The following is a 12,122-nucleotide window of genomic DNA, read 5'->3' on the forward strand; positions in this document are numbered from 1 at the left end:
TGCGGGGACTTCTCAGGGCTGGTCATGCACACCTGCCGTCTTAATGCTTCGGCTCGCGAATCATGTAACCGATGCCACGCTTGGTTTCGATCAGCGGGGTCACCTTGTGCTTTTCGCCATTGTCATCGGTGACTTCGATGCCATCGACTTTCTTGCGCAGATAGGAGATGTACGATTCCACAATGGCGGCATCCCCTCCCCAGTCGTATTGCCAGACATGGTCCAGGATCTGGGCCTTGGACAGCACACGGCCTTCGTTATCCATCAGGTAGCGCAACAGCTTGTATTCGGTGGGGCTCAGATCGATGGGCTGACCCGCACGGGTCACATCATGGGAGTCTTCGTTGATTTCCAGATCGGCGACGCGGATAATCGGATCGTCTTCCACCTGCTCCCGGGTACGGCGCAGGATGGCCCGGATGCGCGCCACCACTTCCTCAAGGCTGAAGGGCTTGGTGACGTAATCGTCGCCGCCTACGGTCAATCCCATGATCTTGTCCTGGGTGTCGTCGCGCGCGGTCAGGAACAATACCGGCGCATCGATGCCTTCCTGCCTGATGCGGCGGGTTACCGTGAACCCATCAATGTCAGGCAGCATGACATCAAGAACAATCAGGTCCGGCTGCACCTTCTCAATCACTTCGATGGCTTCGGAACCGGATGCCGCGGTGTTGACCTCGAATCCGGCGAAATGCAACGAGGCGACCAGAAGTTCACGAATGGACGGTTCGTCGTCTACGACAACAATCGATGCTTCAATAGGCTTACTCATGCTTTCTAGAGTGGCGCGCCCGTCTGGGTGTTTCCTGAATACTCGCTTGAAGTTTTTTCCTGGGCTTCTTCTCAGTGCTCTTATGAGCGCTCTTGCGCCGACGACGTTTCACCATCACGACGGCCACGATGGCCAGCACCACCAGCACACCGACCATGATCGCGACGCCAAACATCACAGTGGAGCGTGATGTGGTGGTCTTCTTGGCCTGCGCGATCTGGTCCATCATGGCAGTGGCCGCCCCGGGCCAATCAGGCGTGCTTTTCATCAAAGGCGCCTGCGCGGCATCAGATAATTTGTCGACCGTGTCCTGGTTTCTCAGCCACTCGTCGGAATTGGAAGAGACCGCCACGACCAGATTGCCATCATTGGAGGCCACCGCCAGCAGCACGGTGTTGGGCTGGGGATTGGTGGATTCCAATACATTGGAGGCCCATTGTTGCGGCGTCTGTTCGCTATTGAAGCTGGACAGGTACAGCAAGTGGACATGCACGCCGGTTTCCTGTTCGGTCTGCGCAATGGCATCGGTGACTTCGGCGGCATGGGATCCAAGCAGGTTCTCAGTATCGGTGATGTTATCGGTGATGGTGACGCCACTGTTCGAACTGTTCGAATCATTCGCACTGGGGTCCGAGTTATCCCCATACGCGTTGACGGTCAGAGACATGCAGGCAAGCACCAGTGCAATACACGCGAAAACCGCACAGACAAGCCAATTCCCCGCCTTGCGTCGTTGAGTCGTACTGCATGATGCCGAAGCTGGAACCACATTGGTCATAAAAACGTCCGCCCAATTCGAATTTGCCATAAGCTCCACCATAGCGTTCGGTATTCGCAATAACGAACGCCCGTTACCGAGCACATCATCGACAGAAAGGAGCAACGATGCCCCAATATCAAGTAGATTCCGAGCGAATCCAATCGTCGTCGGCCGCTGTGGCGGGGTCCGTGGCGCAAATCAGGCAGGCAGTCGGCGGCATGTATACCAATCTCGCCGCGCTGCAAGAGGCCTGGCGCGGATCGGCGGCCACACAATTCACCTCAGCGGTAGCAGGGTGGCGAGCGGCGCAACAGCAGATGGAGGCCTCACTGGAATCAATACAGCGTGCACTGGCTTCAGCGTCCACGGTATATGCGGACGCCGAAGCCGCGGCTTCACGGCTGTTCGCGCAATGACCGATGCGCCGTTTGCATTCCTGGCCAATCCAATGAACTGATCCAAAACGAGTGTCGGGGAGGCTCCCGAAGGAACCTCCCCGACACTCAGTCAGTTAGAGCTGCAATCAGCTGGCAATCGGATACCGATCAGTAGCCCATGTCAGCGCCGGCACCAGCCGGGGCGGCAGCCTTCGGCTCCGGCTTGTTGGCCACAACGGCCTCGGTGGTCAGGAACAGGCCAGCGATGGAAGCGGCGTTCTGCAGAGCGGAGCGCGTCACCTTCACCGGGTCGGTCACGCCAGCGGCCAGCAGGTCTTCGTAAGTGTCGGTGGCAGCGTTGAAGCCCTCGCCCTCCGGCAGGGAACGGACCTTGTCGATCACCACGTCACCGGACACACCGGAGTTCTCGGCGATCTGCTTGATCGGAGCTTCGATGGCACGGAACACGATAGCGGCACCGGTAGCCTCTTCGCCGGTCAAGGAGGTGACAGCCTCGTCCTTCTCGGCCTTGGCGGCAGCCTGAACGAGAGCCACGCCACCACCAGGCAGCAGGCCTTCCTCGATAGCGGCCTTGGCGTTGCGCACGGCATCCTCGATGCGGTGCTTGCGTTCCTTGGCCTCGACTTCAGTGGCAGCGCCGACCTTGATGACGGCCACGCCGCCGGCCAGCTTGGCGAGACGCTCCTGCAGCTTCTCGCGATCGTAGTCGGAATCGGTGTTCTCGATCTCGGCACGGATCTGAGCCACGCGGGCGTCGATGTCTTCCTTGGAGCCGGCACCCTGAACGATGGTGGTCTCATCCTTGGAGACGATGACCTTCTTGGCGTGGCCGAGCACGGAGACGTCGATGGAGTCAAGCTTGAGGCCCAGCTCATCGGACACGACCTGAGCACCGGTCAGGATGGCCATATCCTGCAGCATGGCCTTGCGGCGGTCGCCAAAGCCCGGAGCCTTGACGGCGCAGGACTTGAAGGTGCCACGGATGTTGTTCAGGATCAGGGTAGGCAGAGCCTCGCCATCAACATCTTCGGCGATGATCAGCAGCGGCTTGCCGGTCTTCATGACCAGCTCGGCGACGTGCACGATGTCCTGCTGAGAGGAGACCTTGCCGGAGGTGAGCAGGATGTACGGATCCTCAAGCACGGCGGTCTGATCGTCGGCATTGGTCACGAAGTACGGAGCGATGTAGCCCTTGTCGAAGCGCATGCCCTCGGTGAAGTCGAGGTCCAGACCGAAGCGGTTGTTGTCCTCGACGGTCACCACGCCGTCCTGGCCGACCTTGTCCAGAGCCTCAGCGATCTTCTCGCCGACTTCGGGATCAGCGGCGGAGATGGTTGCGGTGGCAGCGATCTGATCCTTGGTCTCGACGTCCTTGGCGGCGGCGACGAGCTCCTTGACGATGACTTCGGTGGCCTTCTCGATACCACGACGCAGGGCGATCGGGTTGGAGCCTGCGACCACGTTCTTCAGGCCCTCGTGAACCAGGGACTGGGCGAGCACGGTTGCGGTGGTGGTGCCATCGCCGGCGACATCGTCAGTCTTCTTGGCGACTTCCTTGACCAGCTCGGCACCGATGCGCTCGTACGGATCCTCGAGATCGATCTCCTTGGCGATGGACACGCCATCGTTGGTGATGGTCGGAGCGCCATAGGTCTTGTCGAGCACGACGTTGCGGCCCTTCGGGCCCAGCGTGACCTTGACGGTGTTGGCGAGCTTGTCGAGGCCCTCCAGCATGCCCTGACGGGCTTCCTCATCATAAGAAATGATCTTTGCCATGGTTGTGTGTTCCTCCAAATGGCTATGTATACCGTTATCACCCGCGAGAGCCGATGGGCGAACCGACCGTCAGCTGCCGGTTATCACTCTCGCCCTCCGAGTGCTAACTGTGACATTAGCACTCTCCGCCCGAGAGTGCCAACATCGTGTTTGGAGATTGCGCTATCGGCATGAAAACGAACCTGGCCGTTGGAAGACCACGCAAAAGGTCCCGGTCGATGAGACATCACCAACCGGGACCTTATCTGCGTCGTTGCGGGCAAACCACTCACTCGGGACGTTCTTCGCCAGAAGACAACTTGACGACATCCTTAGCCTGAGTACCTTTACCAGACGAGACGGGCGTATATTCCACCCGATCGCCCTCATACAGCATCTTGAACTTATTGTTGCTGCCGTCGTCCTTGATTTCCGCGTAATGCACGAAAACGTCCTCGCCTCCGCCGTCCGGCTGTATGAACCCGAACCCCTTCTTGGCAAGGAAGAACTTTACGGTACCTTGTGCCATATCTGATCTTTCCTTTGTTCCCTAGGCGTCGCGAACATACCATTAGGGAACGTAGAAAGAACCGCATCGCGCTCCCCCTACCTCGCGACTAGAGCATGATTGTACAGTGACGAGGGAACAATGCCAATCAGAAGCCGAAGAACAAGAAAAAATCGTCTCACTACATGGGCTGAATAGCTTCTCCGGTTTTCCACAAACCCAACGCGATTACACCTGAAATTCAGTCACATCGCCGCTGCCTATGATCGTCGCGATACTCTCCTAGATACTTGGCACAAATGCTAGTTCAACAGCACAACCGTAATCGGAGCGGACAGTCCCTGAACCTGTTCCACCGCGGTAATCCCCAGCGTATTGGCTACGTCCTGAGCGGTGGCCTTGTCGGTTTCATTCTGATACCACACCACCGTGCCGGTTGGCAATGAACCGGTAGGATTGGCCGCTTCCACACTGGTATATCCTGCGGTCTGCAACACGTCCGCCTTCTGTCCGGCGTATCCGGAGACTCCGGTGCCGTTCACCACACGTACTTGTGTGGCCTTGTTCACAGTCGCGGTCTGGGCTTGTTGCGTTTGCTGCTGCGCATTCTGGTCGCTGCTGGATGAATCACTGCTGGACGAATCGGCTGAGGAACTCGAATCATCGCTTGCCGACGAATCACTGGTAGAGGAATCCGAGGAACTCGAGGAATCCGAAGAGTCGGATGCCGACGAATCGGACTTCGTCGTGGATTGCGTCGTGTCACTGGACGCCGTCGTGGATTGGGGTGTCTTCAGATTCAGCAGGTTCTGATACTCGCCACTGCCATATGCCCAAGCGCCGAAGCCGCACAGCGCAGCCACCACGATCACGATGATGAATGGCGCGACGCGGGTCATGACCGGGCGGGAACCGCGATGAGCCCCGACGGGACCCTGGGGCGGATTGTCGAAGACATCCTGTTCATATGATTCGTAGGTCACTTTGTCGCGCGCCATACGCCGGCCTCCTTCATGCAAACTACACCCGAGTGTAACCGTCCGGCACGAAATGGGCTAGCGCGTCGCATGCCATGTCACGGACATGCACTGTATATGCACGTTTGGCTAGAGTATGGAACCATGATCAAACCGCTGAGCGAACTGGTAGAACCGGGCTGGGCGCATGCCTTGGCCGATGTGGAGCCCGTCATCCATCACATGGGTGATTTTCTGAGAGCGGAAAACGCGGCAGGGCGCCCTTGGCTGCCCGCAAGTCACAATATCCTGCGCGCGTTCACCATCCCCTTCGACACCATCAAGGTGCTCATCGTCGGGCAGGACCCCTATCCCACACCCGGCCATCCCGTCGGATTGAGTTTTTGCGTGGCGCCTGATGTTCGCCCGCTTCCCAAGAGTCTTATTAACATATATAAGGAACTGGTGGACGACTTGGGAGTTCCTATGCCGTCCAATGGCGACCTGACGCCTTGGACCACACAGGGGGTCATGCTGTTGAACAGATGTCTGACCGTGGGTGTGGGCAGACCGAATTCCCATCAAGGCAAAGGATGGGAACAGGTCACCGAAGCCGCTATCCGCGCCCTGAACGCCCGCGTGGATGCCAACGGTAAACCAAAACCGCTGGTGGCCATTCTCTGGGGGCGCAATGCGCAAAGCCTTGAACCGCTGCTCACTAACGCCACCATCATCAAGTCGCCCCATCCCAGCCCATTGTCCGCATCACGCGGGTTCTTCGGCTCCAGACCCTTCTCCCGCACCAATCAAGCCCTAATCGCCCAAGGCGCCACCCCGGTTACATGGACGTTGGCGTAAAGCAAACAGCACAGTGTGCTGTTTGTAGCCAACGTGCGAGCCGACAGGCGAGCCAGAAACAAGCCATGCGCAGCATGACCACAACTACAGGACCGTTGGCGTAAAGCAAACAGCACAGTGTGCTGTTTGTAGCCAACGTGCGAGCCGACAGGCGAGCCAGAAACAAGCCATGCGCAGCATGACCACAACTGCTGGACCGTTGGCGTAAAGCAAACAGTCAGTGTTGGTAGTTACAGTGGTGGGCATGACTTTGTTCCCCACGCAACCGCAACTCCCGCCGCAGCCGATGATCCAACCCCCAGCCGCCACACCCCAGACCGCTCCGATCCCCGGTGCCGCAGCACCCCTGGGCCTTGATGATGCCAAACGCGCACGGCTGCTGGCCGATACCATCCGCGCACGTTTCGCCCAGACCTTGGTGGGGCAGGACAATCTGCGCGAGTCGTTGATCGTGACGCTGGTCGCCGGCGGGCATATCCTGATTGAGTCCGTTCCCGGTCTGGCCAAGACCACGGCGGCGCAGACGCTGGCCACTTGTGTATCCGGTTCGTTCAAACGTGTGCAGTGCACCCCTGATCTCATGCCGTCGGATCTGACCGGCACTCAGGTGTTCGATTTCGCCTCGCAGAAATTCACTACGCAGATCGGACCGATCCACGCGAATTTCGTCTTGCTCGATGAGATCAACCGATCCAACGCCAAGACCCAGTCGGCCATGCTCGAGGCAATGGCCGAGGGTGCCACCACCATCGGCGGGCAGCGAATCGAACTGCCCAAGCCGTTCATGGTCATCGCGACCGAGAACCCCATCGAGGAGGAGGGCACATTCAATCTTCCCGAAGCCCAGATGGACCGTTTCATGATGAAAGCGGTGATGACCTACCCGTCCGCCGACGAGGAGACCCGCATGCTGGCCATGCTCACCCGCAGGGGATCGGACATGATCGGCCCCGACACCATCACGGGAGAGCGCATCACCGTATCCGACGTGGAGTTCCTGCGTAGGGCTGCACGTCGTGTGCACGTGGCCGACGCCATCATGAAGTATGCGGTCGATATTACCGCCACATCCCGCGGCGCGGGATCGCACCCCATCAAGGGATTGTCGGCGTTGGTCCGTCTGGGCGCTTCGCCGCGCGCCACCATCGCCCTGACTCGTATCGGACAGGCGAAGGCGCTGCTCTCCGGCCGTGACTATGTGGTGCCGGAAGATATCAAGGTATTCGTCCATGAGGTGCTGCGTCATCGTATCGTGCTCACGTTTGAGGCGTTGGCCGACGGTGTGACCAGCGACCAGATCGTGGATAAGATCGTCGAAACGGTTCCTGTTCCGTGAGTTCGCAAACGATTCGCAGAAAGATCGAGGCCCTCGGCACCCAGATCGCCTTGCCCACCGTGCGCAAGGCGTTGGGCGTGCTGGAGGGCGAGCACGCGTCCGGACGCCATGGTGGCGCCGGCGATATCATGGATGTGCGCGCCTACGCGCCTGGTGACGAGTCCCGGCTGATCGATTGGAAGACCAGCGCCAGACAGGGACAGCCCATGGTGGTGCAGCGTGAGCGTCTGGCGACTTCACGCGTCTGGCTGCTCATGGATGTAGGCCGTGAGATGACCGGCGTTTGTCCTTCCGGCGAGAGGGCGTATGAGGTGGCTGCAAATGCGTTGCGCATGTTCGCCGCGTTGTCTTTGCGCCGCTCGGACGATGTGTCCATCGTCTTCTCCGATGAGGCGAGCATCACCCGCATTCCCTTCAATGGCGGCTTCGCACAGTTCGAGCGCACCTTGGACAAGGCACTGGAACGTCAGTGGACGCACAGACGCAATATCGACGCCTTGCTGGAATACGCGAGACGCATCAAGGACCGCAACGCACTGATCGTATTGGCCACCGACGAGCATGCTCTGTCAGAGGGGCAGATTGTAGGACTGCGCCACATCGCCCGGACGCACCCGCTGGTGCTGATCGATGTGGCGACGCTGAACCCGTTCACACCACTATCCAAACATCATGCCGCACCATTGGACGGCGTGACCGGCCGACGGGTACCGGCGTTCATGCGATCAGCAGTCAGTGCACGTGAGGTCGAGACGCATCGTCACTATATGGCAGCCTCACTGGAACAGGAGCTCAATCGTACCGGATCGTTCCTGATTCGTGCCGATTCCAGCGAGGAGATGTTCGACCGTTTCGTGCATCTGGTGTCCGTCGCCCTGGCACGTACCACGCGCAATCAGCTTGGCTCGTCGCCGGAACTGCAGCTGGCAGGTGATCGCCGATGATGCCGTTCGCATTGACTCTGGCCGTCGAGCCCGCAGATCTTCATCCTCAGGACGAGCTGTCCCTGACCGGCCCGCTCGTCGCGGTGATTGCCGTCTGCCTTCTGCTTGCACTCGGCCTGATTGTCGCCGTGGTGATATTGTCCCGTTCGCCCCTCAAACCCGCCAAGGTGAAACAGCCCCACGGCGCGCACCGCAGTACCAGCGCCAAAGCCCTATGGCATGCACGCATCGACGCGATAGTCGACCAGCATGAGCGCGGCGCATTGAGCCGTGAGGAGGCCTTGACGCAATTGGCCTTGGTGGCACGAGATTTCGCGACGGACGCCTCCGGAAGGTCGTTGCATTCCAGTACCTTGACCGATTTGACGCGCCTCGACCGCACGTCCGCGAACAGACAGGGCCTGGACACGCTGAGGCAGACCATCGAGGCGTTGTATCCCCCGGAGTTCGCCGATCCTGCGTTCAATATCCATGCACGATCGGTCACGGTGCCTCAGGCCGCCGATTGGGTAGCCAATCTTGTGGAAAGGTGGCGTCCATGATGCTTGCCTGGCATTGGCCCTGGGCCGCATTGGCCGGCATTCTGGTGGCCGTGGCCGTCGTGACGCTCATCGTCGCGTTCGCCCGCCGCCGCGATACCAATGATGAGGCCGTGTTCTCATTGGATGAAGACCTCAATACCGAGCATGCCTCTCGCCTGTTCCATCAGTGGCGTGTGGTGAATCGGGTTGCCGTGGTGGCTATGGCCATCGCATTGGCATTGGCCGTTGCGTTGGTGGCGCGCCCCTCCCAAGTGGGTGCCGGCGATGAGCGCGCATCAAGCAGGGACATTGTATTGTGCCTTGATGTATCCGGTTCCACGTTGCCGTATGACCGTGAGGTCATCGACACCTATCTGGAGCTGGTCAAGCATTTCGAGGGGGAACGCATCGGCCTGAGCATCTTCAATTCCACGTCCCGTACGGTGTTCCCGCTCACCGACGACTATGATCTGGTCACCAAGCAGCTGACTGCCGCCAGTACAGCGCTCAAAGGCGTGGAGACCCAGGATGATATCGACAAGATGTCCGATGCGGATTACCAGAAAATAGCGGATTGGCTGGAAGGCACGCAGAACAGGAAAGACGCCACGTCACTGATAGGCGATGGCGTGGTCTCCTGCGCCGCCATGCTGCCCGGCTTTGCGTACGGCTCGGCGAGCGAGGCGAACGCCTCACGCCAGCGCGCGGCCTCGATCGTACTCGCCACCGATAATGTGGTCTCGGGCAAGCCGACATACTCTCTTGACGAGGCGCTCGACCTTACCCGGCAAACCAATATCACGGTGGATGGCCTGTATTCCGGGCCGAAATCAAGTGAGGGCGAGCAAACAACATCGGACATGAAAACAGCCATCGAATCCCATGGCGGCGTGTTCCTGACGCAGTCGAATGGCCGGTCCGTGGAGGAATTGGTCAGGGACATCCAATCACGGCGTGACACCGAATCCAACAGCAAGGCAAAGGCTTCCATGACCGACGCCCCCGGATGGTGGACGCTGGCTTTGGTGGTGGCCGTGGTCATTGTTCTGGCATGCGCATGGAGGTTGAGGCGATGAGCGAATTCACCTTCTCCCCCGCTCTGGGCTGGATTGCCGGCGGAGCACTGGCCGCAGTGCTGGCGCTGATGGCCGTGGCTGAAATCATCCAGTTCGTCCGGCGTCGCGCGAACAACGCCACCGACGAAACCGTATGGGTATGCATACGTCGCACGGCGATGCTGCTGATCGCCTCAATCATGGTATTGACCCCGAGTGTGGTGGCTCCCACCACATCACGCGCCATCAATGCCACTGATGTGATCGTGGCGGTGGACACCACCGGTTCCATGGCGGTGGAGGATGCCCACTATGGTTCCGATGAGACGATATCGCGCATCGCCGCAGCGCGCAAAGCCGTGCACGATATCACGGCCAGTTATGGCGACGCCAGTTTCGCGGCGCTGCACTTTGGCGCGTCCGGAACATTGGATGTGCCGTTGACTCCGGACGCTCCCGCCATCGACAATTGGGCCGATACCTTGGCCGTCGAATCCACGTCCGTATCATCCGGGTCCAATTTGGATGCCCCAATCAACCAGCTGTTGGTCACCGCCAAGTCGATTCGCGACGCGCACCCCGATGATGCCATCGTGCTCTATCTCATCACTGACGGCGAACAGACCTCAAGCGCCGCACGCCGCAGTTTCTCTGCACTGAGACAATACGTGGACGATGGTTTCACGGTTGGCGTAGGTTCCGCTGAAGGCGGCAGGATTCCCGTGATAGCCGATGGGGTGAGCGCCGGCGATTCCTCCACCACCGACCAGTGGGTCACCGATCCGGACACCGGTCAGCCCGGCATCTCGAAATTGGATGAGCAGAATCTGAAGGACATCGCTGACGAAATCAGCGGCACATACCTTGCTACGAATGCAACGTCCACACTGGATGGACAGGTCTCCGGCAAGGCTTCAAGCCAATGGCGTGTAACGACGACGGCAAAGGAACGCACGCGGACCGTTGCGATGGTCTGGCCGCTCGCCATCGCGATGGTGCTCCTGCTGGCCTGGGAGCTCGGCGCATGGATCACGGTTTCAAGGAGGCTGCTATGAGTGCATCAGATAACGCAGGCACGCGCCACGCCCGCGCACCGTTGGGTATGCGTATCGCATTGATCGTCGTCATCGCGCTGCTGACGGCCGTGGCAGGAGTCGCCGCAGTGAACCTTTCGGCCGCTATCACCTTCAATCAGGCCACCGCATCTCTGAACGCCAACATCAAAGCCGCTCAGGATGAGTCGACCGACGTGAGTACGCTGCATGCGCAGCAGGAGCAGACCGATGCGCAATTCGCGGAAGCCGGTCAGATGCGCGGGGTGCTGTTGCCGCAGATCAGGGATGCCATCGACGCGAACGCTTCCATTTCCTCCCAGCTAACGACGATCACCTTGAAGAAAGCCAAGGCACAGACTGAAGGTGATACGTCTCAGTCCGCTGAGCCGCAACAGGCCGATGAATCCTCGTCCTCGAATGCGAAGCGAGGCGGAGCATTGACCGAGGAGCAGAAGAAGCAGGTCGAGGAGCTGATGAAGGCGAACCAGCAGTCCACCGACACCAAAACCAACACCAAGACCGAACAGAACACCGATCAGAACAAGGGCAATACCACGAAACCATGGTGATGCCTGGTCGGCAGTGTCGATGACGTCGCGCAATCGGTAAGACTAGCTATCGGGCTGTCTATAATCGGCAAGTCACATCGGCCAGATGCATCAGGCAGAGATTATCAGGGCCCGTTTATCCTCATTTGTTGTGGATAAACGGGCTCGAATCATTATGACGCTCTTGTCTACGGGGGGTCTACAGGGTTTATTCACATTTGTCGTGGATAAACCCACCCATTTTCCGTAAGCTGGAACCACATAGGTCGTTTCAGCTGGACACGTCACACCATTGTCCCTTTAGCTGGATTCATGAACGCATTCAGCACCAATCCAACATTCACGAACGCGCAGCACAATCCGGCGGCCATCGACCCCATCGGTGGATTCGCCGGCAATACGGTGACACCGTTCAACTATGGCACCTGCCCATGCCATACAGCGGTGGAGCGCAGCCGAAACCTCATCGGCATCCAACGCTCCGCCACGCTTGCCGTCAACGAACGCTTCGCCACGGCAAGTGCCAAGGCAAATAACATCATATGGACAGGCAATGCAGCGGAACTGTTCCGCGCAAGATTGGATTGGATCCGGCAGGCGTCTGCCGCGTTGGAATCCGACATGGACACCACCGAACGATTGGCGAGGGGATGACT

The 12,122-nt window shown here is 59.2% G+C and carries 14 protein-coding genes; 9 read left to right on the forward strand and 5 right to left on the reverse strand.

Features of this window, described 5'->3' with window-relative positions:
- Positions 1-40: 40 nt before the first annotated feature.
- Both BW14_RS05340 and BW14_RS05345 read right to left on the reverse strand, forming a co-directional pair.
- A complete protein-coding gene (locus BW14_RS05340) occupies positions 41-772 on the reverse strand; it encodes a response regulator transcription factor (protein WP_044088661.1) in 732 nt (243 codons plus the stop codon).
- Positions 765-1,439, reverse strand: coding sequence for a TPM domain-containing protein (locus tag BW14_RS05345; protein WP_140464559.1), 675 nt, complete (start codon positions 1,437-1,439; stop codon positions 765-767). Before BW14_RS05345 ends, BW14_RS05340 begins: the two co-directional genes overlap by 8 nt.
- A gap of 218 nt (positions 1,440-1,657) precedes the next feature.
- On the opposite strand from BW14_RS05345, the gene BW14_RS05350 reads away from it, so the two are divergent.
- Entirely contained in the window at positions 1,658-1,948 is a 291-nt protein-coding gene (locus BW14_RS05350) for a WXG100 family type VII secretion target (RefSeq protein WP_044088663.1), read from the forward strand.
- A 129-nt stretch (positions 1,949-2,077) separates the two neighbouring features.
- On the opposite strand, the gene groL is transcribed toward BW14_RS05350, so the two are convergent.
- The 3 genes from groL to BW14_RS05365 form a co-directional block, all read right to left on the reverse strand.
- Positions 2,078-3,706, reverse strand: a complete 1,629-nt coding sequence (groL, locus tag BW14_RS05355) for a chaperonin GroEL (RefSeq protein WP_044088664.1) — start codon at positions 3,704-3,706, stop codon at positions 2,078-2,080.
- A gap of 268 nt (positions 3,707-3,974) precedes the next feature.
- Positions 3,975-4,214, reverse strand: coding sequence for a cold-shock protein (locus BW14_RS05360; RefSeq protein WP_033890233.1), 240 nt, complete (start codon positions 4,212-4,214; stop codon positions 3,975-3,977).
- 281 nt (positions 4,215-4,495) lie between these two features.
- Entirely contained in the window at positions 4,496-5,191 is a 696-nt protein-coding gene (locus tag BW14_RS05365) for a LytR C-terminal domain-containing protein (protein ID WP_140464561.1), read from the reverse strand.
- 123 nt (positions 5,192-5,314) lie between these two features.
- On the opposite strand from BW14_RS05365, the gene BW14_RS05370 reads away from it, so the two are divergent.
- The 8 genes from BW14_RS05370 (at position 5,315) to BW14_RS05405 (ending at position 12,120) form a co-directional block, all read left to right on the forward strand.
- Complete coding sequence (locus BW14_RS05370) at positions 5,315-6,007, forward strand: uracil-DNA glycosylase (protein WP_044088666.1); 693 nt, start codon at positions 5,315-5,317, stop codon at positions 6,005-6,007.
- A gap of 244 nt (positions 6,008-6,251) precedes the next feature.
- On the forward strand, positions 6,252-7,343 hold the full coding sequence (locus BW14_RS05375; protein WP_181161697.1) for a MoxR family ATPase: 1,092 nt from the start codon (positions 6,252-6,254) through the stop codon (positions 7,341-7,343).
- Complete coding sequence (locus BW14_RS05380; RefSeq protein ID WP_181161696.1) at positions 7,340-8,287, forward strand: DUF58 domain-containing protein; 948 nt, start codon at positions 7,340-7,342, stop codon at positions 8,285-8,287. The genes BW14_RS05375 and BW14_RS05380 overlap by 4 nt, the downstream gene beginning before the upstream one ends.
- Positions 8,284-8,829 (forward strand): hypothetical protein, encoded by a 546-nt coding sequence (locus BW14_RS05385; RefSeq protein ID WP_140464563.1) that lies wholly within the window; start codon positions 8,284-8,286, stop codon positions 8,827-8,829. The genes BW14_RS05380 and BW14_RS05385 overlap by 4 nt, the downstream gene beginning before the upstream one ends.
- Positions 8,826-9,884 (forward strand): VWA domain-containing protein, encoded by a 1,059-nt coding sequence (locus BW14_RS05390; RefSeq protein WP_140464565.1) that lies wholly within the window; start codon positions 8,826-8,828, stop codon positions 9,882-9,884. The genes BW14_RS05385 and BW14_RS05390 overlap by 4 nt, the downstream gene beginning before the upstream one ends.
- On the forward strand, positions 9,881-10,918 hold the full coding sequence (locus BW14_RS05395) for a VWA domain-containing protein (protein ID WP_140464567.1): 1,038 nt from the start codon (positions 9,881-9,883) through the stop codon (positions 10,916-10,918). Before BW14_RS05390 ends, BW14_RS05395 begins: the two co-directional genes overlap by 4 nt.
- Complete coding sequence (locus BW14_RS05400; RefSeq protein WP_219846506.1) at positions 10,888-11,487, forward strand: DUF6466 family protein; 600 nt, start codon at positions 10,888-10,890, stop codon at positions 11,485-11,487. Before BW14_RS05395 ends, BW14_RS05400 begins: the two co-directional genes overlap by 31 nt.
- Before the next feature lie 291 nt (positions 11,488-11,778).
- Positions 11,779-12,120: a hypothetical protein gene (locus BW14_RS05405; protein ID WP_140464569.1), complete on the forward strand. Its 342-nt coding sequence runs from the start codon at positions 11,779-11,781 to the stop codon at positions 12,118-12,120.
- Positions 12,121-12,122 lie beyond the last annotated feature (2 nt).

This window comes from Bifidobacterium sp. UTBIF-68 (assembly GCF_006408855.1).
Lineage (GTDB): Bacteria > Actinomycetota > Actinomycetes > Actinomycetales > Bifidobacteriaceae > Bifidobacterium > Bifidobacterium reuteri.